The sequence below is a fragment of the Brevibacterium antiquum genome, from assembly GCF_016107655.1.
GTDB classification, from domain to species: domain Bacteria; phylum Actinomycetota; class Actinomycetes; order Actinomycetales; family Brevibacteriaceae; genus Brevibacterium; species Brevibacterium antiquum.
Genome location: NZ_JABASX010000006.1, coordinates 298,384 through 322,165 on the forward strand (window position 1 = coordinate 298,384; position 23,782 = coordinate 322,165).

The 23,782-nt window shown below is 64.1% G+C and carries 18 protein-coding genes; 8 read left to right on the forward strand and 10 right to left on the reverse strand.

What is annotated here, in order from left to right; genetic code table 11:
- Position 1 precedes the first annotated feature (1 nt).
- Both JFC13_RS12330 and JFC13_RS12335 read right to left on the reverse strand, forming a co-directional pair.
- On the reverse strand, positions 2 to 988 hold the full coding sequence (locus JFC13_RS12330) for an electron transfer flavoprotein subunit alpha/FixB family protein (RefSeq protein WP_198397357.1): 987 nt from the start codon (positions 986 to 988) through the stop codon (positions 2 to 4).
- An 11-nt stretch (positions 989 to 999) separates the two neighbouring features.
- Complete coding sequence (locus JFC13_RS12335; protein ID WP_198397358.1) at positions 1,000 to 1,776, reverse strand: electron transfer flavoprotein subunit beta/FixA family protein; 777 nt, start codon at positions 1,774 to 1,776, stop codon at positions 1,000 to 1,002.
- Between the two features lie 366 nt (positions 1,777 to 2,142).
- Here JFC13_RS12335 and JFC13_RS12340 point away from each other — a divergent pair, with 366 nt between their 5' ends.
- The 4 genes from JFC13_RS12340 (at position 2,143) to JFC13_RS12355 (ending at position 6,401) form a co-directional block, all read left to right on the forward strand.
- Complete coding sequence (locus JFC13_RS12340) at positions 2,143 to 2,601, forward strand: Lrp/AsnC family transcriptional regulator (RefSeq protein WP_198397359.1); 459 nt, start codon at positions 2,143 to 2,145, stop codon at positions 2,599 to 2,601.
- Between the two features lie 136 nt (positions 2,602 to 2,737).
- Positions 2,738 to 3,844, forward strand: a complete 1,107-nt coding sequence (gene pdhA / locus JFC13_RS12345) for a pyruvate dehydrogenase (acetyl-transferring) E1 component subunit alpha (RefSeq protein ID WP_198397360.1) — start codon at positions 2,738 to 2,740, stop codon at positions 3,842 to 3,844.
- The gene (locus JFC13_RS12350) at positions 3,841 to 4,860 is read left to right on the forward strand and encodes an alpha-ketoacid dehydrogenase subunit beta (protein WP_198397361.1); all 1,020 of its coding nucleotides are present in this window, start codon (positions 3,841 to 3,843) and stop codon (positions 4,858 to 4,860) included. The genes pdhA and JFC13_RS12350 overlap by 4 nt, the downstream gene beginning before the upstream one ends.
- Entirely contained in the window at positions 4,860 to 6,401 is a 1,542-nt protein-coding gene (locus JFC13_RS12355) for a dihydrolipoamide acetyltransferase family protein (protein ID WP_198397362.1), read from the forward strand. The genes JFC13_RS12350 and JFC13_RS12355 overlap by 1 nt, the downstream gene beginning before the upstream one ends.
- A 629-nt stretch (positions 6,402 to 7,030) precedes the next feature.
- Here JFC13_RS12355 and JFC13_RS12360 read toward each other — a convergent pair.
- Together JFC13_RS12360 and JFC13_RS12365 are read right to left on the reverse strand one after the other, a co-directional pair.
- Positions 7,031 to 8,665: an ABC-F family ATP-binding cassette domain-containing protein gene (locus JFC13_RS12360; RefSeq protein ID WP_198397363.1), complete on the reverse strand. Its 1,635-nt coding sequence runs from the start codon at positions 8,663 to 8,665 to the stop codon at positions 7,031 to 7,033.
- Positions 8,666 to 8,885: 220 nt separating this feature from the next.
- Positions 8,886 to 10,034 carry an ATP-binding protein gene (locus tag JFC13_RS12365; protein WP_198397364.1) on the reverse strand — a complete coding sequence of 383 codons (1,149 nt, stop codon included), beginning with the start codon at positions 10,032 to 10,034 and terminating at the stop codon, positions 8,886 to 8,888.
- A 200-nt stretch (positions 10,035 to 10,234) separates the two neighbouring features.
- Between JFC13_RS12365 and JFC13_RS12370 the strand changes: the two genes are divergently transcribed.
- Both JFC13_RS12370 and JFC13_RS12375 read left to right on the forward strand, forming a co-directional pair.
- Positions 10,235 to 10,537: a DUF3311 domain-containing protein gene (locus JFC13_RS12370; protein ID WP_198397365.1), complete on the forward strand. Its 303-nt coding sequence runs from the start codon at positions 10,235 to 10,237 to the stop codon at positions 10,535 to 10,537.
- Positions 10,534 to 12,036: a sodium:solute symporter family protein gene (locus JFC13_RS12375; RefSeq protein ID WP_198397366.1), complete on the forward strand. Its 1,503-nt coding sequence runs from the start codon at positions 10,534 to 10,536 to the stop codon at positions 12,034 to 12,036. The genes JFC13_RS12370 and JFC13_RS12375 overlap by 4 nt, the downstream gene beginning before the upstream one ends.
- A 39-nt stretch (positions 12,037 to 12,075) precedes the next feature.
- Here the strand turns inward: JFC13_RS12375 and JFC13_RS12380 are convergent, their stop codons facing one another.
- The 4 genes from JFC13_RS12380 to JFC13_RS12395 all read right to left on the reverse strand — a co-directional run bounded on the left by JFC13_RS12380 (position 12,076) and on the right by JFC13_RS12395 (position 18,051).
- Entirely contained in the window at positions 12,076 to 13,701 is a 1,626-nt protein-coding gene (locus JFC13_RS12380) for an amidohydrolase (protein WP_198397367.1), read from the reverse strand.
- 190 nt (positions 13,702 to 13,891) lie between these two features.
- The gene (locus JFC13_RS12385; protein ID WP_198397410.1) at positions 13,892 to 15,097 is read right to left on the reverse strand and encodes an acyl-CoA dehydrogenase family protein; all 1,206 of its coding nucleotides are present in this window, start codon (positions 15,095 to 15,097) and stop codon (positions 13,892 to 13,894) included.
- A 69-nt stretch (positions 15,098 to 15,166) separates the two neighbouring features.
- Positions 15,167 to 16,462 (reverse strand): beta-ketoacyl-[acyl-carrier-protein] synthase family protein, encoded by a 1,296-nt coding sequence (locus JFC13_RS12390; protein ID WP_198397411.1) that lies wholly within the window; start codon positions 16,460 to 16,462, stop codon positions 15,167 to 15,169.
- A gap of 65 nt (positions 16,463 to 16,527) precedes the next feature.
- Positions 16,528 to 18,051, reverse strand: a complete 1,524-nt coding sequence (locus tag JFC13_RS12395) for a class I adenylate-forming enzyme family protein (protein WP_198397368.1) — start codon at positions 18,049 to 18,051, stop codon at positions 16,528 to 16,530.
- Positions 18,052 to 18,513: 462 nt separating this feature from the next.
- Here JFC13_RS12395 and JFC13_RS12400 point away from each other — a divergent pair, with 462 nt between their 5' ends.
- Positions 18,514 to 19,926 carry an MFS transporter gene (locus JFC13_RS12400; RefSeq protein ID WP_198397369.1) on the forward strand — a complete coding sequence of 471 codons (1,413 nt, stop codon included), beginning with the start codon at positions 18,514 to 18,516 and terminating at the stop codon, positions 19,924 to 19,926.
- Between the two features lie 90 nt (positions 19,927 to 20,016).
- Positions 20,017 to 20,670 (forward strand): DUF402 domain-containing protein, encoded by a 654-nt coding sequence (locus JFC13_RS12405; RefSeq protein WP_198397370.1) that lies wholly within the window; start codon positions 20,017 to 20,019, stop codon positions 20,668 to 20,670.
- On the opposite strand, the gene JFC13_RS12410 is transcribed toward JFC13_RS12405, so the two are convergent.
- Together JFC13_RS12410 and JFC13_RS12415 are read right to left on the reverse strand one after the other, a co-directional pair.
- Entirely contained in the window at positions 20,667 to 21,998 is a 1,332-nt protein-coding gene (locus tag JFC13_RS12410) for an MFS transporter (RefSeq protein WP_198397371.1), read from the reverse strand. The two genes, JFC13_RS12405 and JFC13_RS12410, sit on opposite strands and share 4 nt — an antisense overlap.
- Before the next feature lie 256 nt (positions 21,999 to 22,254).
- A complete protein-coding gene (locus JFC13_RS12415; protein ID WP_198397372.1) occupies positions 22,255 to 23,649 on the reverse strand; it encodes an NAD-dependent succinate-semialdehyde dehydrogenase in 1,395 nt (464 codons plus the stop codon).
- Positions 23,650 to 23,782 lie beyond the last annotated feature (133 nt).

Consider the following 23,782-nt stretch of genomic DNA (forward strand, 5'->3'; position numbering starts at 1 on the left):
ATCAGGACTGTTTCGCTTTCAAGGTCTCGATCGACTGCGGGACGACCTTGAACAGGTCGCCGACGACGCCGTAATCGGCGATGTCGAAGATCGGCGCTTCGCCGTCCTTGTTCACAGCGACGATGGTCTTCGAGGTCTGCATGCCGGCCTTGTGCTGGATCGCGCCGGAGATGCCGAGTGCGACGTAGAGCTGCGGCGACACGGAGACACCGGTCTGTCCGACCTGGTGGGACTGGGCGATGTAGCCGGCGTCGACGGCTGCGCGGGAGGCACCGACTGCGGCACCGAGGACATCGGCGAGTTCGCCGACGAGCTCGAAGGACTCTTCGGAGCCGACACCGCGGCCACCGGAGACGACCTTCGAAGCGCCACGCAGCTCGGGACGCGAGGACGTCTCGACGACAGCTTCGAAGGAGTCGATCTGGGCCGAGCGCTTGCCCGAATCGGCAACCTCGAGGGCCTGAGAGTTCGTCGACTGCGCCTCGCCACGAGTCTCGATGGATCCCTGGCGAATGGTGATGACCGGGGCACCGAAAGTCGGTGCCGAGGATGCGGTGTAGCCGCCGCCGTAGACGGAGTGGTTGGCCACGATGCCTTCGCTGTCACGCTCGACACCCAAGGCATCGACGGACAGAGCCGAACCGCTGCGCACTGCGAAGCGTCCGGCGATGTCGCGTCCGTCGATCGAGTGGGAGAGGAGGACGGCGTCGGGGGCAACGAGATCGCTCGCGGCACTCAGGGCGTCGACTGCGAAGGTTCCCAGCGCAGAGTTGCCCTCGGGCACCTCAGCGGTGAGAACCTGGGCAGCACCAAATGATGCGGCCTGCTGCGCAGCGGTCTCGCCCTGACCGGCAGGTGCGAGGATCAGCGCGACGGGCGAACCGATCTCACCGGCGCCGCCGAGCAGTTCAGCAGCCGGCTTCTCCAGCTGACCTTCGGCATCGGCGGTGAGGACGGCGAGAATGGAGTCTTGTGGGAATTCGGACATATCGATTCTCCTTAGGCCAAGCGGTTCTTGATGAGGTATTCGGCGAGCTCTGCTCCGCCGTTTCCTTCGTCGACGATCTTCTCTCCAGCTTCACGCGGCGGCTTCTCGGCCACTGTGACCATGATCGATCGTGCTGTGGACTGGTCGTTGGCATCGACCTCGAGGTCGGACAGGCTGATGACCTCGAACGGCTTCTTCTTGGCCGCCATGATGCCCTTGAAGTTCGGGAACCGGGCCTCGGGAAGCGCCTCGGTGATGGAGATGACGGCTGGAAGCTGCGCGCTGACTTCCTGCTTGCCGGCCTCGACTCCGCGGGTTCCTGCTACCTTGCCGTCGCTGATCTCGACAGAGGTCAGGCCGGTCACGTGTGGGAAGTCCAAGTGCTCGCCGAGCATCGCGGGAATCATGCCGCCGTTGCCGTCGGTGGAGACGTTGCCGGTCACGACGAGGTCGAAGCCGCCACGGCGAATGGCTGCTGCCAGGACTTCGGCGGTGAGGCCGAGATCGGCACCGAGGAGCTCCTCGTCAGACACGTGCACGGCGTTGTCCGCGCCCATGGCCAGGCCCTTGCGGATCGTGGCGGTCGCGGTGTCGGGCGCCATCGAAATGACGGTCACCTCGGTTCCGTCGCTGCCATCCTTATAGGAGAGAGCCACTTCGAGGGCACGCTCGCCGATTTCGTCGAGGACCGCTTCCGAAGCGGAACGATCCGCCAAGCCGGTCTCCAAATTCAGTTTCCGATCCCCGTATGTGTCCGGGACCTCTTTGACCAACACCGCGATCTTCAAGGATGACTCCTATTCCGTGAGGCAATTCATCTGCAAATGAGACTTCTGCCTCATAATCTACAGTCAGCACGTTCTCGTCCGACACCCGGGTCTGTGAGGAAGCCCGGAAAAGTACTCAGTCAGACATCCTACTTCCTGTGTGCCATAGCTAACATGCTTATTGTACGAACGTTCGAACAAATTCTACCCGCACAGACCGATTGCGTCCTCATCGTGGCGACTGAAGCGATTGCAGAAGGAGTGAGAGCGCGCTCAAGAAACGGGCCCTAGAATGGAGCCACCGACCGTGACCGGGCAACGACCGCCCTTGGAAACGGAAGTGACCCGGTGAGTCCGACGCCCGCATCAACGCTGAAGGAGCGCCTCGTGGCATTCGATCTCGACGACATCGACCGCAGCATCATCGCCGCCCTTGTCGACGACTCGCGCCTGAGCGTCCGCCAGCTGGCTGAGCAGGTGCACATCTCCCGGTCGGCTGCCCACAAGCGCTTCTCGGTTCTCGTCGAGTCCGGGGCGATCAGGAAATTCACCGCCGAGGTGGACCGCAGTGCCCTCGGCATGACCGTGACCGCTGTGGTCGTTGTCAAGATCGGCGATCGGCCATGGCCCGAAGTCAGAGACGACCTCGCAGAGTTGCCGTTCGTCGAGAAGGTTCAGGCCGTCAGCGGTGACATCGATGCCCTGGTGACCGTGAATGCTCCCGACAACACGGCCCTGTCCCAGGTCATCCTGCGCAGAATCCACGAAGTCCCCGGCGTGGTGTCCTCCCGCTCTCTGCTCATCCTCGATGAGGCGGAAGGACACCGTCCCGGTTCTGGGCACTAATCGACCCGGGCCAAACGTCCCTCCGCTCACGCGGCAACCGAACACTTCGTCCACTCTTCCCAAGACAATCGGCACCCCCGTCCGGACCTGACGGCAGACCCTGGATCGGTGACTCGGCTCACGCCACCATGGGGCCATGACCATTGACGTTCCCACCTCTCACCGTTCATTGCCCCAGCTGCAGCCAGTCAGCTTCATCGGTGCAGACGGTCAGCCCACCGATGTTCCCACCGATGGGCTGAGGATCCCGAGCGATCGCACCCTCCTGGGTCTCTACCAGAAGATGGTGCAGGTCCGACGGTTCGAGGCTCAGGTCACCCACCTGACCAGGCAGGGGCGACTCGCGACCTACCCGTCCGCCGCCGGCCAGGAAGCCATCGAAGTCGGAGCTACCACCGCACTGGCGCCGGGCGACTGGCTGTTCCCCACCTATCGCGACTCAGCTTCGCTGCTGACCCGCGGCGTTCCGGTGACGGAGATCCTCTCTGCCTTCCGCGGCGACTGGCACTGCGGATTCGACCCGAACGAATATCACACCTCACCTGCGGCGACACCTCTTGCCACGCAGACTCTGCACGCGACCGGCTACGCCATGGCCGCCAAGCTCAAGGGCGAAGACGCCTGCACCCTGACCTTCCTCGGTGACGGCGCCAGCAGTGAGGGTGACACCCACGAGGCTTTCAACTTCGCCTCGGTATGGCAGACCCCGACCGTCTTCGTGCTGGCGAACAACCAGTATGCGATCTCGACTCCGCTGCGTGAGCAGTCGAATGCGACCATGCTCGCCGACCGCGCCGCCGGGTACGGAATGCCCGGCCTCCGGGTGGACGGCAATGATATCGCCGCCGTGTTCGCCGCCGTCACGGCAGCCCTCGAACGCGCCCGCAACGGCGAGGGCCCGACCCTCATTGAGTGCCTGACCTACCGGATGGAGTCGCACACGAACTCCGACGATCCCACGAAGTACCGTGACGCCGAGGAGGTCGAGCATTGGAAGCAGTTCGATCCCATCGATCGCCTCGAGAAGCACCTGCGCACAGCCGGGGTCCTCGATGACGCGAGCGCGGCAGAGATCACGGCGAGCGCCGAAGAGCTTGCCACCTCCGTCCGTGACGCCATGAATACCGATGCCGAGGTCGATCCGAGCGAACTCTTCGCCTACGTCTATGCGAACCCGCGTGCGAACCTTGCCACACAGCAGGAGAAGCTCGAGGCCGAGCTGGCAACGGCGGCGCAGTCATGACCGTCACCGCTGCCACCACGGCAGAAGACGTTCCGACGCCAGTTTCGGTGACGATGACGAAGGCGCTCAACCAGGCTCTGCGCGACAGCCTGAGCGAGGACGAGAACGTCCTGGTCTTCGGTGAGGACGTCGGCCGCCTCGGCGGGGTATTCCGTGTCACCGAGGGCCTGCGGAAGGAATTCGGTCCCGAACGCGTCTGGGATTCTCCGCTGGCGGAGTCGGGGATCGTCGGCACCGCGATCGGCATGGCGATGGCCGGGATGCGCCCGGTCGTCGAGATGCAGTTCGATGCCTACGCCTACCCTGCGTTCGAGCAGATCGTGTCCCACGTGGCGAAGATGCGCAACCGCACGAAGGGCAAGGTCAGCCTGCCGTTGACGATCCGGATTCCCTACGCGGGCGATATCGGCGGCGTCGAGCACCACTCGGATTCGTCCGAGGCCTATTGGTGCTCGACCCCGGGCCTCACCGTCGTCACCCCCTCGAACCCAGCCGATGCCTATTCCCTGCTGCGCGAATCCATCGCCTCCGAGGATCCGGTGATCTTCATGGAGCCGAAGTCGCGGTACTGGATGAAGGACGAGCTCAGCTTGCCCGTGCAGACCGCACCGATGGATCGAGCCCAGGTTGTACGCGTTGGGTCCGACGTGACTCTTCTGGCTTACGGGCCCACCGTGCGCACCGCCCTGGCCGCGGCCGAGGAAGGTGCCGAGCACGGACTGTCGATCGAGGTCATCGACCTGCGGTCGCTCTCACCCTTCGACGATGAGACCGTGTCCGCATCGGTGCGCAAAACGTCCCGTGCCGCGATCATCCATGAGGCCGCCCAGTTCGGAGGCTACGGCGCCGAGGTGGCCGCCCGGGTCACCGAAGCCAACTTCACCCATCTGTCGGCCCCGATCCTGCGGATCACCGGATTTGATGTGCCCTACCCGTCCCCGAAGCTCGAGGAGTACTTCTTGCCGACCGCCGAACGCATTCTCGATGCTCTCGAATCCTGGGACTGGGAGCTGTGATGAGTGCCGAGACGAGTGTGTCCGGTGCTGCCGACACTGGGAATTCCGCACGCACGACGAGCGCCCGCGATTTCATCCTCCCCGACCTGGGCGAAGGACTGACCGAGGCCGAGCTCATCAGCTGGCTGGTCAATGTCGGCGACGAGGTCCACGTCGACCAGATGGTCGTCGAGGTCGAGTCCGCCAAGTCCGTCGTCGAGCTGCCCTGCCCGTTCGCAGGACGCATCGAGGCGCTGCATGCGGCCGCCGGTGACACCGTATCCGCAGGTCAGGCCCTGCTCTCCGTCGCCGAGGTGGGTGCTGGTTCGAGTGCGAACACGGACTCCAGTGCCCGGCCGAGTGCGGACGTGGACTCCGGTGCCGGCCCTGTCTCGAGCGAGGCATCAGTTTCGGCGGCAGAGACTGACAGCGGCGGTGCGAACCTCATCGGCTACGGCACGTCCGAGCCCAAAGCACGGTCGACGAAGCAGCGGTCATTCGGTGCGAAGACCAGCGGCTCACCGGATGCTCACTCTGCTTCGGCGGCGGCCACTCCCCCGGCCTCCGCCCCCGAAGCCCCAGTTCATACCGCTGCCGAAGCCCCGGCCCACACTGCTGCCGAGCCCGCAGTCGAGCCGATGACTTCTCCGGTTTCCTCCCCCATCGTGCGCAAGCTCGCGAAGGACAATGGACTCAGTGCCAAACATCTCCAAGGCACCGGCCCTGGCGGCATTGTCACCAGGGCAGATGTGCTCAAAGCCATCGAATCGGGCACGACGGCCCCGGTCGCGAACCATGCCGCCCTGGCCAGTGGCGACCATGTCGGCACCACCGCCTCGGCGAGCGTGGACCATTCCGGGGAATCTGCCGACCGCGACACCCGCACTCCGATCACGGGGCTGCGCAAGGTCGTGTCCGAACGACTGACGCGATCACGTCAGGAAATCCCCGAGGCGACCATCTGGCTCGACGTCGACGCCACCGAACTGCTGAACACGAAACGTACCCTCGAGGCCCGCACCGGAGAGAAGTACTCCCTGCTTTCACTCGTGTCCAGATTCGTCGTCGCCGGGCTGAAGAAGTTCCCGATCATCAACTCCTCGATCGACACCGAAGCCAACGAGATCGTGACCCACGGTGACATCAACCTGGGCCTGGCCGCGCAGACGCCGCGTGGCCTCATGGTTCCCGTCGTTCACGGCGCCGATGAGATGAGCCTGCGGCGGCTGCGCGACTCCGTGTCCGAGACCGTCGTCAAAGCGTCGACCGGCAAATTCAACACGGCCGAGCTGACTGGCGGCACGTTCACTCTCAACAACTACGGCGTGTTCGGGGTCGACGGCTCTGCGCCGATCATCAACCTGCCGGAGGTCGCGATGCTCGGCCTGGGGCGGATCAAGGAACGTCCGTGGGTCGTCGATGGCGAGCTCACTGTGCGCAAGGTGATGTACCTGTCGTTTGTCTTCGACCACCGCGCCTGCGACGGTGCCGAGCCGAGCCAGTTCCTCACCTTCGTCGCCGACTGCATCGAGAACCCGATCTCCCTGCTGCCGGAGCTGTGATCGGAGGCACTTCACGTTAGTGTCCCTGCCCGGACCCGTGGTCTTCGATTCTGCCGACCGACTCGGCGGCAGTCGATGTGAGTTCGGGTGGGAACACGGGTTCGTGCCCATCATTCTCGCCCGTGCATTCCCGTAGCGGCCTCAGCGCGATGATCATCTTCTTCAACGACAGGCCCGTTATTGCCTGCATGAACCTCGCGACTGCCAACGCTGTGAACACGGCCGTCAAGTGCGTCTCGAATGCTTCAGGCTGCCGATGAAAGGTCGGCCGGGAGGAAGTTCCGTCTTCGCATACGGCGCTTGGCCGTTTCGATGGTACCGTCAAGCTCTCTTGCAACATGCAAATGGTTAGTTTGTTGCTCCTCAACTACTGGAAAGCACGAAGACGTGATGAACGAAGGAGCCGTGCCTCAGATGCCAGAGGCAGTCGACGCAGAGCAAGCTAAAGAGGTTGTGCATGTCACGGGTCCGCGATTCGTCACCCCTGCCGAGGCCACCTCGGCGGCGCTACTCTCTACTCCTTCTCATCATTCCGGTCGTGGGGTATCTGTTCACGCCGTTCATCGCGAACCCGATCTCACTGCTTTCCGAGCTCTGAGGCTGGGCCCAGCTGGTGCGGCCGCGTCAGGTCAGCCATCCAGCTCGAAACGCGGCCAGGACTCGAGGTCGCTGAGCATCTGCCGGTCGTGAGTGGCGACGACGATCGCCGCCGAGGTGGCCTCCACCGCCTCGGTCAATTCGTCGACCAGCGATGACGAAAGATGATTCGTCGGTTCGTCGAGCATCAGCAGGTCCGGCCGTTCAGCCAGACACATCGCCAGTTGCAGCCGCCGCTGCTGTCCTTGGGAGAGACGTCCCACCGGCGACCCTGCGGAAGCCGCATCGAGCAGGCCCAGACTCGACAGCGATGGCGCGTCATCGCGGGTTCGACCGCTCTTGGCGAGGTGGTCGCTGAATACACGATGCGCCGGAGCCGCCGAGTTCCATTCGGGCACCTCCTGCGACAGCAGCACAATGTGCGAACCCGCATGCCGGAACACTGTGCCTTCGCTCGGCTCGATTCGGCCGGCGAGCACCGCCAGCAGAGTCGACTTGCCCACACCGTTCGGGCCACTGAGGGCCAACCGGTCACCGCCGTCGACTTCCACCGACACCGGCACGGACAGCCTCTTGGACACAGTGATGTCATCGGCGGCGACAATCCGGCTGCCGATTCGAGTCCGGGACTCCGGCCACCGCAGACGCATCGGCGGCTGGGGCACTGTGACCCGATGAGCCTCGAGGTCCTCGGTGCGACGGTTGAAGGCCCGCACGATCCCGTCGGCTCGAGTCGCCCGCTGGTGCTTGCCGGTGCCCTTGGGCGGGCGCCACCCGGTCGACAGGCGACCACGAGCGTCCTCTGCCGCCTGCGTCAGGCGCGCGTGCTCGGCCACCTCGGCGGCGTAGTCCTGTTCCCAGCGTTCGCGGTCTCTTCGCCGACCCTCGAGCCACCCTTCGTAGCCGCCAGCATATGTCTGGGGCAGCCCGTCACGGCTGGGATCGAGGTCGATGAAGGTCGACGCCACATCCCGCAGCAGTGCTCGATCGTGGCTGACGACTGCAATTCCACCGGGGTGGTCTCGCAGGCGCCCGGCCAGGTACTCGAGCGCTGCCGCGTCGAGGTGGTTGGTCGGTTCGTCGAGCAGCAGCAGATCGGTGTTCGCCCCGAGCACCACGGCCAGACGGACCCGGTAGCGCTGCCCGACGGACAGACTCAACAGAGTGCGGTCACGATCCGTGCAGGCGTTCAGCCCCTCGAGGGCGATGTCGATGCGCCTCTCGGCGTCCCAAGCATCCAATCGGATCGACAGTTCGAGTGCCTCGGCGTAGGCGTCGTCTGCCCCAGCCTCGCCTTGGGCCATCTGTTCGGTCGCCGACTCGAGGGCTTCGAGGGCAGCACGTTCTTCGCAGATGGCGTCGTCGATGAGATCTCCGACGGTCTTGTCATTGTCAACGTCGAGGTCCTGTTCGATGACGGAGACGGTTCCGGCACGCACGACCGTCCCGCTGTCCGGGGTCAGCGTGCCGGCGAGGATGTGCAGCAGGGTCGTCTTGCCCCGACCGTTCTCACCGACGATCGCCAGACGCGAGCCGGCCGAGATCGTGACGTCGAGTCGGTCGAGGATGGTTCGGCCGCCGAGGGCGACGTGGAGGCCTTCTGCTCGAATGTGTGCGGCTGATCCTGCGGGCAGGGTTCGGTTTCTCAAGGATGAAGTGATCGGCATTGCGTTCTCTCCGCTCGTCATGGAGCCGGACAGCACGATTGGACCGTCCGGCGAAAGGCCAGGACGGCGAACGAGAGATCAGGAAGGTCCCGCCGCCGTCAGCGGCGGTCCCACAACTTCATCGAAGCAATACCGAGGTACATGTCACCCATTCTATCAAGGACGTCATTGAGTCTCACGCCCGGTGATCAAGCAACATATTATGCTGACGGAGATCCGATCAGGCGCTGCGGAGATATTCTCGCGTGAAGGGGACCGCGAAGCGGAGTTTGCCGTGGGCAGGAGCCTCGATGACGCCTTTAGCCAAAAGCCTCAGGCGATATACGCTTGCGTTCTTTCCGCTGATCTCCATTCGAGCAGCAATATCTTTGAGCGCCGAGTCTTCGGCATCAGCGCTCATGGCCACCATGAATTCGCGCTCCCGCCCGGACAACTGGCTGAATGTTGGCCGATGAATCTGTTCAAACATCATTCCGCGCGATGCTTCGACGGCAGCCGTCACATCGGCGTCGGTGATTTCAACTCGGCGTGAAGCTCGCTTCCATGCCTGATCACCGATCAGCTGAACCAGGTAGGGATAGCGCCCCGTCGCGTCGGCAGCTTTGTTCAATGCTGCCTCGCTGATACGTTTCCCGTGGTCTTCGATCGGTGCCAGCAGACCCGTCCGCACCCCACTGTCACTGAGATCTCCAAGTTCGACTCTCGCTGAGCGTCGAAGATAGGTGGAGATGTCATCGTTGACCAAGGAGTTGATTGTCTCAGGAAGACCGGCCGCAGCGAAGGCAACCGGAGCTCCCTCGCTGAATGCATAGGCAATTGTGCCGGTCAGCTCTCGCATTTCAGTCAACTGCGCCTTGTGGACTTCATCCAACGTGATCAGCAATCCGGTCCCGTGTTCGACCAGCAGCATGAGGATCTTGTTCAACTGATGCTCGAAGTCTCGGACAATGGGGTTGGTGGTTTCGGTCTTAGTCGACACTCCTACACCACCGAATGGCAGATTCACACCTGTCAGTCGCGTCTTGGTGTTTGTGCCGGGGTCCAACTGATCAATGACTTCAGGAATCCGCGATTCGGCTATCCGGCGAATGAATCCGGGGGATGCGTCCGAATGCACCGAAATCCATTGCCTCGATGCCGCGACATCACGGAACACCTTGAGCATCACACTTTTGCCGACGCCTCTCTGCCCAGTGACAAAAGTTGCGCGGCCTTGAGAACCAGGACCTGAATCGAGAGCATAGGCGAAGTCGTTGATGAAGGATTGACGATCAGCGAGGACTGGTGGCACGCGCCCAAAGGTCGGCGTGAATGGGGACGGCTGATCCTGATCGTTCGGCAACGGCGGGATGACATAGGGAAGCGACATTTCAGCCTCCTAGAAGGAACATTCTTGTATGTCTCTGTATGTCTTGTCAGTCATTGTATGTCTCTGTATGTCTTGTCGCATTCGCGCCTCGTGACGACTGGCGGATTTCACACTTCGGAACGGCTTCGACCTGCTGCGACTCTCCCCACTAGCCTGGCTCGGTCCGCCCACCGGAGAATTCGAAGAGGAAGAGGTTGCGCATGTCGGGAGTCCACGATTCACCACCGCCGTCCAGGCCACCTCGGCGGCGGTACTCATTGCTGCTCCTCATCATTCCCGTCGTGGGCTACCTACTGACGCCCTTCGTCGCGAATTCGATCGAGCCACGCATCTTCGGGATGCCGTTCATCCTCACCTACACGATCGTCGTCACGATCCTCACCTGGTTCTTCGTGTGGATGGCCGCCCGCGGTGATCGCTACTACCGGCACAACTTGGCCGAACACGTGCCAGCTGATGTCGCCTTCGGTGAGGATTACCCGATCGAGGAGGCCGGCAAATGAGCACTTCAGCAATCATCGCCTGCATTATCTTCGGCATTGCCATGCTCGCAACCATCGGCATCGGCATCTGGTCGGGCCGCGGGCGTGAGAAGTCACTCGACGAATGGTCAGTCTCCGGACGCGGACTCGGGTTCGTCTTCATCCTCCTGCTCATGGCAGGAGAGACCTATACGAGCTTCTCGTTCCTCGGCACAGCCGGCTGGTCGTATTCCTATGGTGTGCCGATCCTCTACCTCATCGGCTATCTCAGCGTCGGACTCGTCGTCGCCTACCTCGTCGGCCCGCTGTTCTGGACCTATGCGGCCAGGCACAAGCTCGTCAGCCTCTCCGACATCGTCGAGCACCGCTTCCGCTCGCGGGGTCTGGCGATCCTTGTCGCCGTGCTCGCGACCGTGTTCATCGTTCCCTACATCCAGCTGCAGATCCAGGGCATGGGTGCCGTCGTCAACGCCATGAGCTACGGGGCGATCGACCTCAAGGTCGCCGCCATCATCTCCTTCATCGTCGCCGAGGCGTTCATCCTCTTCTCCGGTCTGCGCGGTTCCGCGTGGGTCAGCGCCCTCAAGGACGGCCTCGTCATCCTCGCCGTGGCTTTCCTCGCGGTCTATGTTCCGCTGCACTACTTCGACGGGTTGGGCGAACTCCTCGACCGCCTTGTGAGTGAGAAGTCGCAGTGGCTGACCTTCCCCGGTGCAGGTGAGGGGACCTATGGAAGCGCCTGGTTCATCTCGACGATCATCCTCAATGGAATCACGATCACCGTCTTCCCCACCTCGATCGCCGGATACCTGTCGGGCACCTCGGCGAACACTCTGCGCCGCAATTCCATCATCCTGCCCTGGTACCAGCTGCTGCTCCTCGTGCCGATGATGGTCGGCGTGGCCGCGCTCTTCGTCATTCCCGCGCTCAAGGATGCGGACCTGGCATTGTTCTCCGTGGTCATCGACTCATTGCCGGCCCCGCTCGTCGCCCTCATCGGTGTCGCCGGTGCACTCTCAGCCATCGTGCCGATGAGCGTGTATATGCTCTCGATCGGTTCGATGTGGGGTCGCACGGTTCTCGGCGGAGGGCTGTCCGGCCCGAAGAACTCCGCGTCGATGACGAAGAAACAGCTCGCCGCGCGGGGTCTGCGGCAGAAGACGCTGTCCCAGTGGGTGTGCCTCATCGTCGGTGTGATTGCGCTGGTGATGAGCCTGCTCATGCCCGATGCCCTCGTCGAGCTCTCCGTGCTCAGCTACGAAGGTCTCGCCCAAGTCGTGCCCGCCGCACTGCTTGCCCTCTACTGGCCACGGATGAGCAAACAGGCCGCTGCCGCCGGCCTCATCGTCGGCTCGGTGACCATGGTGGCCCTGCACTACACGGGCCACGATCCGCTGTTGGGCATCAACGGCGGCCTGTGGGCAGTCGCGGTCAACCTCATCATCGTCGTCATCGTCACCTTGGCGAAGCCGGACCCACGGTGGGTTCCGGCAGCGGAGCGAGCGAAGGTGAATGCCTGAGGCGGGACAGCGGCGCCGGCACACAGGTCAACGGAAACCTCAGCCCCGGTACACCTCACTCCCACCGACATACGTTGCGCGCACGTCGATGTCCGCAATTCCGTGGGGGTCGATGGTCACTGGGTTGTCTCCGAGGACGGTGAAGTCGGCGAGGTATCCCGGGGCCAGTCTGCCCTTGTAGGACTCCTCCCCTGAGGCCTCGGCAGATCCGAGAGTGAAGATCGACAGCGCCTCGGCTGCTGTGACCTTCTGCGAGGCTCCGACGGTGACCCCGTCGTCGACGCCGGTCCTCGTCACCAGCGACTGCAGTCCGAACAGCGGCTGGTAGGGCCCGCACGGATAGTCCGATGATCCTGCCACCGTGACCCCAGCGTCGAGGAACGAGCGGTGCGCGAACATCCGCTCCGTCCTCGCCTCGCCGTACCAGGAGTTCAGCGCCGAACCGTGATAGCCGGGATATCCGGCGAAGGGGACAGCAATGGCGCCGAGGCGGTTCATCCGCTTCAGGATGTCGTCGTCGATGAGGCTGCAGTGTTCGATCCGGTGCCGCAGGCCCGGGCGCGGGATCCGGGCAGCAACGTCGTCGAAGGCGTCGAGGACGAGGCGGATCGCGGCGTCGCCGTTGGCGTGGACGCCGATGCGGTTGCCGTCGGTATGGACGCGTTCGACGTTGGCTCGCAGCTCATCGGTCGAAGTGGTCTGCACGCCCTGATAGTTCGGGTCGGTGAATGGTTCGGAGAGCAGGCAGGTCCGCCCGCCGATCGCCCCGTCGAGGAAGGCTTTGACGCCGATGAGCTTGAGCCGATCATCGCCGAATCCACTGCCTACTCCGAGCTCGGCGGCCTTGTCATAGTGGTCGATGGACAGAAGCATGCCGATGCGCAGGCCGAGTGCATCGTCGGCGCGCAATGCTGAGAGGATCCCGATGTCCTGGGGGCTGATGAGTGCGTCGCAGATCGAGGTCAGGCCCGCGGCATTCCACTTCGCGATCGTCCGCGCGGCACCGAGCTGCAGGTCCTCGACCGTGTCACCGGGGATGAAACGGTCACCGCGGGCTGTGGCCGGCATGAGGACGTTCATCAGCGCCCGTTCGATGAGCTTGCCATTGAGCCGACCGTCGGAATAGCGGTCATAGCGGCCGCCGTCCGGGTCGGGTGAGGACTCGTCGATGCCGAGGAACCGCAGTCCGGCGGAATTGAGAACACCCCAGTGCCCGGCGACGTGGTTCACGATCACCGGGACTTCGGGCGCGATCCGGTCGAGTTCGTCGCGGAGGACGATCCCGGTCTTCTCATCGTCGTATCGGCTGCCTTTGACCCATTCCCCCGCCGAGGTTGTCCCCACCTCGGCGGCGATCGTGTCCAAGAGGGTGGGAACGTCTCCCACCGCTGCATGGGACAGGTCGAGGTGGAGGGCGTCGCCGGCGGTCATGGCCAGGTGGATGTGGGCGTCGTTGAGGCCCGGGATGATCGTCGAGTCACCGAAGTCGAGCACCTCGGCGGTGGGGAATCGCTCCCGCAGTTCAGTCAGCGTTCCGGTCGCGCTGATGGTCTCACCGGTGAGTGCGAAGGCCTCCGGTTCGAGAGCCGAGCTGGCGCCTGGCCGCGTCCGCGCCTGCGACACGATCGAGTTCGCCCGCACGATCGTGGGTGTTCTCTCCTCCATAGGAAACTCCGTCCTTGCAGCTCGTATAGTTGCGGCCATGGTGCCACGTCCAGCCGTGCCCTGTCCGGCCGACTCGGAGCCTGAGACTCTCGTTCAACGTTGACTCAGGTTTTCACCGCGAGGCAACATCGAAAACCTGACTCAACGTTGAACGAAAGCCCCGTATCGAACGAGAGCCGATGGCCACCCTTCAGTCGTCGAGGAGGGCCGCCGCGTACATGGGGCGGGCGGCGTCGGCGCTCGGCGGATGGAACAGACCGGCGGTCGCATCCCGGTACAGGCGCGAGAGTTCGTGGCTATTGTCGAAGCCGCCGCCGCCGGAACACATGAGAGCCGTCTCGGCCGCGTTCCTGGCCGCATCGGAGGCCTTGATCCGGGCTCCCACCAGCCGCAGCGGCCAACCGGCCCCGTGGTCGACCAGAGCGTCGAAGTCCCTGGTGAAGGCGTCGAGCATGGCGGGGACGGCGAGGTAGTCCAGATGCGCGTCGGCGAGGCGAGCGCGAGTCTCGGGCACCTCGGCGAAGGTGGTCCCGGACTTCGCGGACTTCCGCTTCTTCAGCCCGGCAGCGCCGAGTTCGAGCGCGCGGGCGGCCACGCCGGCATAGACGGAGGCGATGAGCAGCTGGAAGTTGCTGGTGATCGCGAAGGTCAGCGGGTCGGGGTGCTTACCTGCCGGGATGGTGCGCGAGACCCGTTCGGGGCGCATGGGCACCTGGTCAAGCATCGTCGCCCGCGACTGGGAGGCCCGCATTCCCATGACGTCCCACTGGTCGGAGACCGTGATGCCCTCGGCGCCGCGTTCGATGAAGCCGTAGACCAGCTGGCCCTCGGCTGGCTGGTCTGCATCGGGGCCGGCGATTCCTTCTTCAGCGGAAGCGATCTCTCCGTGGACGATCAGCCGCGTCCACACGGGGGAGAGCGAGGTGAAGATCTTCACGCCGGTGAGCCGGTAGCCGCCGTCAGAGGTCGGTTCAGCCACCGTGTTCGACCCCTGCATGACCCAGTCATTGGAGGGTTCGGAGATGCCGAAGGCGAAGATCTCCCCCGCCATCGCCTCCTCGAAGACCCAGTTCAATGAGGCATCGCCGCGGTCGTTGAGTGCCTTGACGACGCCGGTGCACATGAGGTGCATGTTGATCGCCAATGCCGTGGCCGGAGCGGCTGAGGCCAGACGCTGCTGAAGACGCGAGACCTCGTGCAGGCTCAGCCCCGGACCGCCGTAGGCGTCCGGAACGAACAGAGTGAGGTAGCCCAGCGACTTCAGCTCCTCGAGGTCCTCATCGAAGAAGCGGTTCTCGCGGTCGTAGACGCCCGCACGTTCGCGGAAACGTTCGAGCACCTCGGCGGGAAGGTACTTCTCGGCCAGTTCGCCGAGGCGGGTCTCACGGTCGGTCATCATGTCTCCTAGCGGATGGGGTCAGATTCCCGATTGGATCGGGGGCAGCGAGTCGACGTCCCACGTTGATCAGCGGGGCCGGCGCAGAATAATCGCACCGTTGTGCCCGCCGAATCCGAACGAGGTCGACAGGACTGTGTCGATCGGTGCATCGTCGAAGCCGTCACGGCCGATGTTGCGCGCTTGACCTGCAACGATCCTCCATCCGTCGAATTCGCAGGTCTCGAGGTTGAGTGTCGGAGGCAGCGTCTGCTCCATCATCGTACGGACGGCGATCATGGCCTCGATGACGCCCGAAGCACCAAGCAGGTGGCCCGTGGACGACTTCGTGGCGCTGATCGGAATCGCGTGTGCGGTGGTGCCGAGTGCGGCGTCGAAGGCCTTGAGTTCCGCCGCATCACCGGCGGGAGTGCCGGTGGCGTGGGCGTTGATGTGGCCGATGTCCTCGGGACCCAGTCCGGCATCGGCCAGGGCCTCACCCATCGCCGAGGCGGCACCTCGGCCATCGGGATGCGGGTTCGTCGGGTGGTGGGCGTCGCTGGCGGCTCCGAATCCTGCGAGTTCGGCGAGCGCGGTGGTCCCGCGGGCGGCGGCTCCGGCCTCGGATTCGAGGAGGATCGCACCGGCGCCTTGGCTCATGACGAACCCGGATCGCGCACTGTCGAAGGGTCTGCTGGCGGATGTGGGATCGTCCTCGAAGCCGGCGGCGAGCGCACGCATGTTCGCGTTCGAGGCGAGGTTGACCGCGTTGAGGCAGTCCTCCATCCCGACGACGAGCACCGCGTCGGCGTATCCGTGACGGATGCGGCGCATTGCTTCGCCGAGGGCGATGGCCCCGCTGGCGCAGGTGGCCGAGACTCCCTGCCCGGGCCCGCGGAAATCGTAGCGCTGGCTCAGCAGCGCTGCGGCCGAGTCGGGTGCGCCGTGGATCGCCAATGTCAGGGGAACCGAGCGGGGGCCGCCGTCGAGGAGTGAGCGTGTGGCGTTCTGCATGGCGTCGACGGGGCCGGAGCCGGTGGCAGCGATGACGGCGACGCGGGATCGGTCCCACGGGAGGGAGTCGGGGGCAGCGTCGTCGGTCTGCGCGCCTGCACCCGTTTTCACCCCTGTGTCCGGGCGTGCGATCCCGGCCTGCGTCAGGGCCTGGTCTGCGGCGGCGATGGCCCAGTGCTGGACCGGGCTGAGTCGGCGAGCGAGAGAGCGGGGCAGGATCGCCTCGGCGTCGAAGTCTCTCACCTGGCCGCCGATGCGCACGGCCAGATCCGCAAACTGCTCCCCCTCGAGTCGACCGATCGCGCTGCGGCCGGTGACCACGGAGTCCCACAGTGCGTCGACATCATTGCCGCTCGGCGTGATCGCGCCCATTCCAGTGATGACGACGCGGTTGCCTTCGGTGGCCGGTGCGCCCCGGCCTGTGGAGACCTGTCCGCTCACAGTCGCTGTCCTTGTCCGTCCATGATGAGGTCAACGGTTTCGGCGCGCCGAATCTTCCCGCCGACTGTCCTGGGCAGGTGCTGGAGTCGATAGATGCGACGAGGAACGAACTGCGGCGCCAGGCGGGCACGTGCATGATCGAGCAGCTCTGTCTTGCCCAGTCCTTCGTGCGTACCGGCACCGGCCTCGATGACGAGGGCGATGAGGCTGCCCAACGCCGGGTCCTCGAGGGCGATGGCGCATACCTCGCCGAGGTTGTCGTACGTTTCGAATGCCCGCTCGACTTCTGGCAGTGAGACCTTGTGACCTCCGGTGATCGCGATGTCACCGACCCGACCCGCCAGCTGCAACATGCCGTTGACGATCCTCCCCTGGTCATCGACGGTGGCCCAACCGTCTGCCCCGCGCAGCACCGCGTCGGTGGTGCCGGTGACGTAGCCGTACGAGCAGGCCGCAGCCTGGATCCACAGCGTGCCGAGTTCTCCCTCGGGAACCTCTGCGCCGGACTCGTCCCGGATCTGCGCTCCGATGCTCGGATAGACGGTGATCCAGGTGCCGTCACCATCGCGGCTGTCACCGATGAAACCGATCTCTGCGGCACCGTAGTAGCTGACCAGCCGTGTTTCCGGGAGGATCTCGGCGAGGCAGTCGCGGATGCTCGCCGGCAGATTGGCTCCGCCGGTGACGACGAGGTCGAGGTGAGTGAAACGTTCGGGGTCACGGCGGGCTGCCTCGGCGAGGGCCCGGACGACTGCAGGGACGGCCACGACACGGGTGATGGCCTCGGCTTCGATGCGCCGACCCATCGTGATCGGGTCGAATTCGTCGGCGACGTGCACGCTGCCCCCGGTCGCGAGGCTCTCGATGATCGCGTAGAGCGTGAGGCTGTAGGACACCGGGCCAGGTGCCAGCGTCGCGACTTCGGGCAGCGGTTCGAGGTGGGCTGAGGAGACGCCGACATTGTCGCGATACTGCTGCCGCGTCTTGATGAAGGCCTTCGGGTTGCTCGTCGTACCCGAGGAGAAGAGCATGAGAAAGGGCTCGGACGCATCGCGGACGGCGGGTGCGGGGGCAGAAGTGACGGCAGCTTCGCGGGCTCGGAAGTCGACGAGGCCGATGAGGGTGCCGGTCCACGAGGAGGAGGCGAGCGCCTCGGCGAGTTCGCTGTTGTCGCTGATGACGACTCCGATTCCGGTGGTACGGATGACGCCGAGCTGATGGTCGAGCGGCCAGCGCGGATCGATGGTCGCGGATACGGCTCGGTAGCCAGCAAGCCCGGCAATGATCCGCGAGGCGTGAAACGCCGAGGTGAGGCTGACCGCGGTGATGGGGATGCCGTCTGTCTCATGGGCGGGGGCTGGCGGGTCGGACTGCGCTCGGTGGAGTTCGTCGACGACGGCGAACATCCGGCGAGAGTCTTCGACGAGCTCGGAGTAGGTCAGCCGCTCGTCGGCGCCGACGAGGGCGAGCTGCTCGGGATTGTTCCCAGCGGCGTTGAGAACCGTCGAGGTGATCGGCACGTATGACCTCCAGATAGCTGCGGCATAGCTGGATCCGGGTGCGTCCTCAGCCTGCCTGTGGCCCGGTCTGGGCCGCTTCCCCAGTATAGGAGTCGCCGGTTTCAATTCTTAATCTGTAATCATTCAATTATCGGGCTTCGGTCGACTGGCGCGAAAACACGCAATTGTCTCACTGGAGACGACAATCCGAAATAGCGGATTATATTTCGGACTAACCCCGCTACCTGCGCAGACGAGGCGTATCATCCATTTTCCCTTGCTTTCGGTAACCATCCGGACCAACTCGGCAAAGCCGACTCTTTGACATTCCGCTAACCGCCGTTATACGTTGACTTGGCTCTAACGAAATACCATTTCCATATCGTGGAATCGTGGGTGTTGCCGCCCCGGAGTCCATTCCCATGTCGCTCGATCATCGGCGACCGAGACACCAATACCGAGATACCAACGAAGGGACTCACTGTGGAGCCTCAGACCCAGCCGAGTGGCGCCGATCCGGACGAGCTCAAGTTCACTCCCCAGGAAACCCACACTCCGGGAGTGAAGCCCAACCGGTCGGGCATCGGCAAGATGCGGTGGGCGATTGCGATCCTGCTGTTCTTCGGTGTCCTCATCAACTACATCGACCGCAGCTCGATTGCTGTGGCGGAGGGCCATATTCGCGAGGACTTCGGGCTCAGTGCCGGTCAGATGGGCATCGTCCTGTCCAGTTTCGGCTGGTCGTACGTGCTCATGCAGATTCCTGCCGGTCTCCTCCTCGACAAGATCGGCATCAAGTGGGTCTTCAGGGCCGCAACGATCATGTGGAGCGTCTCCTGTTTCATCACGGCGATCATCAGCGGCACCGGCCTGCTCATTCTGGCCCGCATCGTCCTCGGCATGGCCGAATCACCGATCTTCCCCGGGGCAATGAAGGCAACGGGCTATTGGTTCCCGCGCTCCGAACGCGGAACGGCGACAGCGATCTTCGACTCCGGTCAGCGCCTGTCCAATGTCATCGGCTTCCCACTCGTGGCCATGGCCGTTGTGTCCTTCGGCTGGCGCGGAGCCTTCGTGGCCATGGGCCTCCTCAGCCTCGCCTATGTGTTCGTCTTCTTCTGGAAGTACCGCGACCCCAAGGAGATGAATCGCCTCGGCAAGCTCAAGGACTCTGAGCTCGAATACATCCGCGAGGGCGGCGCTCAGGACGAGGACGCACATCGCCCGAACCCTCTGGCCAACCTCGGCTACATCCTCAAGCAGCGCAAGGTCTGGGGTATGTCGCTGGGCCTCGGATGCGCCGGCTATACGCAGTGGATGCTCCTCACGTGGCTGCCCGGCTACCTGCAGTCGGAGATGGGCATGAGCGTGATGTCCTCGGGCATCTTCACCGCCCTGCCTTGGCTCGTCGCCGTGGCCGTCGAGTTCATCTTCCCCGGCTGGCTGCTTGACCACCTGATGCGGATCGGGAAGTCGGGCACGGCTGTCCGCAAGACCTTCATCGTTGCGGGGATGCTCCTGGCCATGACGGTGATGGGCGCGGCCTTCACCGAGGACCCGGGCTGGGCCCTGTTCTGGATCACCCTGGGCACCAGCGGGATCACGGTCTCCTTCTGCGTCACCAACTCCCTGCCTGCGCTCATCGCCCCCGAAGGCGGGGTCGGCGCGACCGGCTCGATCATGAACTCGGTGAACAACCTCATCGGTGTCTCGGCGCCGATCGTCACCGGCTTCGTCGTCCAGGCGACCGGCGGCTTCGGTGCCGCGTTCATCGTCTGCGGAGTCATCCTGGGCATCGGCATCTTCTTCTACACAGTGGTGCTCGGCCCGATCATTCAGATCCCAACCGCCGAGGAGCGCGCCGCTGCGAAGACAGCGCAGTCAACCGGGGCCTGATCGGAGGCTGCCCCGCTTCAGACCGAGAATCGGTCACTGCTTGTGCCCACCTCCGCCCTGAGCAACCAGCGTTGGGTGACAATGGTGGGCATGAGCAGTGCAGGTGAGACTCGATGGCAACCAGGTAGCCAGATCCTGTGGACCTATGTGAATCCCGACTTTCCAGGACTCCTTGACCAGCGCCCCGTCACGGTCGTCGCCGATGACGACCGCCACCTTGCGGTGTGGCTGGCACCTGGCTCTCGCATGCTCCATCAGGTGATCGCCGATGGAAGTCCTATTCGCTCACTCGAAGGATCCGACCGCTTCATGGCTCCTCGAGCTCAGGCGATCCGGGACTGGGCAGGGGCCGGAATTCTCGCCGTGTTCCAGCCCGAGATCATGTATTCCGTCTGGTTGTTCGAGACTGAGTCGGGACTGCGGGACTCCTATTACATCAACATCGAAGTGCCATACGTTCGAACCGATGTGGGTATCGAAACCTCAGACCTCGTACTCGATGTCGTGGCCAGCGCCGATGGCTCCTATCGCTACAAAGACGAGGACGAGCTTGCATTCGCGCACGAAGCGGGGCTCTTCTCTGGCAGTGATGTCGCCGAGATCCGCCAAGCGGCTGCAAATGCCGTCGATGACGTAACCGCGTGGCGCTTTCCCTTCGATGCCGGCTATCAGACGTTTCAGCCGCATCCCGATTGGCCCATTCCCTCACTCCCCCACGATGCTTCGTGGACTTTCGAATCCTAGGCCCTGCCTCGTAACTCCACTCCACCGGGAGTTGCCGGTGATGCGGCATGTCCTCCCTGCGACCGACCGCCCTCTGACCGACTGCCCTGGGAACGACCACCCTGTGTCCGTCGCCCCACTTCCAGGCAGATGAACGAGGCGGCGAGCATCACGACCCCGGCCCCTGCCATGAGCATTCCGGTGTCGACCGTGTACAGAACGGCGAAGACCGTCACTCCGGTTGCGCCGCCGACGTTGCGGGCGGTGCTTCCCGCGCCGGAAGCGAATCCCGGCCGACGCGGCAGGGCATGCATCGCCGCGGCCACGATCGCGGGCGTGAGGATCCCTACCCCGATCGCCCACACGAACAGTGCGAGCCACAGGCCCCATAGGCTCGCCCCTGACACAGTCAGACCCATCAGCCCGAGCCCCACACCAGCCACGATAAGCCCCATTGCACTCGTCCTCCACGCGCCGAGGCGGTTGCTGACCTTTCCCGACAGCGCACCGAATACCGGCATCGGGAGCAGAGCAGGAAGAGTGGCCAGCCCCGCCTGCAGCGGGCTCAGTCCCCGATCGCCCTGGAAGAACTGGGTGAGCAGGAACAGAGACCCGAGAACACAGAAGTTCATGAGCGCTGCGACGATGCAGGCAAGCAGGAGCCTCGCTCGCGAAGAGACCGAAAACCGGGTAGAGCCCGGAAACTTTGGAGACTCAGCGTGATCCGGAGACCCGACGCGGCCAGAGACCTGATCGGGCACCGTGCCCTTGGCTGGCCCACCGCTTCTGGCCAACGCCGGCCTCGGTGTGGAGTGCATCAGGATGGGAATGAGTGCGGCGACAATGACGGGCAGGTTCAACCAGAACACTGCCCTCCAGTTGCCCAGCTCGACAAGCAGTCCTCCCAGCAGAGGTCCCACAGGAAGGGCGACCCCACCCAGTGCCGCCCACAGCCCGACGAGCTTGTTTCGCTCGCGGTCATCGGCAGCCGACTCCGAGAGCATTGCCAGGGTGCCGGTCATCGTTGCGGCGGCGCCAACACCCTGCAGAGCACGTGAGGCAACGAGGAACTCGATCGTCGGCGCCAGCGAGCAGGCCAGCGAGCCGAGGAAGAAGCAGAGGAAACCGAACACCACGATCCGGCGATGACCCCAGCGATCCCCGATCGCTCCGAAGGCAAGCAGCAGTGCGGCGAGGACGAAGGTGTAGGCGTTGATCACTCCTGCCATCCCCGATTGGCCCGCCTGCAGATCAGCGTTGATCTGCGGCAGTGCGACGTTGACGACTGTCACATCGAGGAGGACGAGGAAATACCCTGCGCACAGGCCGAGTACGAGCAGTTTCGGCATCCATTGACGCTATCGACCCAGCACCTGGGAGTCGAGGGTTCGACGAGACTCACGTCGTGCCCGCGAAACGCTTCGCTCCCGCTCTCGCCTGCACACTCGCCCCGACACAGCGAGACGCGGGCGCTGTGCCGAAGAATCGGGTTCTCCCCGTCATTCTCGACGCAACGCCCGCGTCTCGATCTCGCTTCAGACTCGGCGGCAGTGCCTCGGCAGGACGACCGTGTTTCGGTGTCCAGCTGGGACTGCCCAGTCAGAGTCAGTCAGCGACGTAGTACATGCGCTTGTTGACGAACTCGTCCATGCCGTAGGGGCCGAGCTCGCGGCCGAAGCCCGAACGCTTGGTGCCGCCGAACGGAATCTCCGCACCTTCGCCACCTGGAGTGTTGACGTTCGACATGCCCACATCGAGACGCTGAGCCAGCTTCGCAGCACGCTCTTCGTCCTTCGAGAACACGGCGCCGCCGAGACCGAAGCGGGTGTCATTGGCCAGCTTGAGAGCTTCGTCGTCGCTGGTCACCTTGTACACGGTGGCCACGGGTCCGAAGAGCTCCTCGCGGTAGGCGTCCATGTCCGAGGTGATCCCGGTCAGCACGGCCGGCGATACGTAGGCGGAACCGTCGCTGGCGAGCTCGCCGCCGACGAGTTTCGCTCCCTGCTCGACTGCACGGTCGAGCTGCTTGCGCAGGTTCTCTGCAGCACCACGTGAGGACATGGGCGAATACTTGCCGTCGCCTGCCTCGTCGGGGGTGCCCTTCGTCCAATCCTGGGCGCGCTTGGTCAGTCCGGACACGAAGTCATCGTAGATGTCATTCATGACGATCATCCGCTTGTTCGCGTTGCAGACCTGGCCGGTGTTATAGAGGCGGGTGCCCCAGGCGGTGTCCACGGCTTCGTCCATGTTGTCGGTGTCGAGGACGATGTAGGGATCGGAGCCGCCGAGCTCGAGGACAGCCTTCTTCAGGTTCTTGCCTGCGGTGGCGGCCACGGCCGAACCGGCACGCTCGGAGCCTGTCAGCGATACGCCTTCGACCCGATCATCGGCGATGACGGTCTCGATCTGCTCATGCGTGGCGTAGATATTGTTGTACACGCCCTCGGGAATGCCGGCTTCCTTCATCATGTCGGCGATGATCGCCGATGAACGGGGGCAGATCTCCGCATGCTTGAGGATGATCGTGTTGCCCAGCACCAGGTTCGGCGCAGCGAAGCGGGCGACCTGGTAGTAGGGGAAGTTCCAGGGCATGATGCCCAGGAGTGCTCCGACGGGTCGGCGCTGGATGAATGCCTTGCCGCCCGACATCGATTCGATCGGCTCGTCCGCGGCGAACTTCGGGCCGTTGTCCGCGTAGTAGTTGAAGATGGCCTCGCAGAACTCGGCCTCCTCGATGCCTTCGGCGACGGGCTTGCCCATCTCCAAGGCGATGACCGTCGCGAGTTCTTCCTTGCGCTCACCGAACAGTGCGGCGACCTTGTTCACGATCGCAGCGCGCTCCTCGATCGTCTTCTCGCGCCAGCTCAGGAAGCCCTTGTGAGCTGCGTCGAGGGTCTCCTCGATCTGCGCGTCAGTGGCGTTGTCGAACTTCTCGACGACCTCGCCCGTGGCCGGGTTCTCGACACGGTAGCCGCCTGCAGCACTGCCTACATTGCTCATTCCAGACTCCTTTGACTAGTGGCGCCCTGGTGGCGCCGGATAAGGCGTTTGCATCGCTGTTCACCGCCGAAATCGACGGATCGCGTATGTCTGCCTCTCACGCTATCAACACGTGACGTGCGCAACAAGTGGC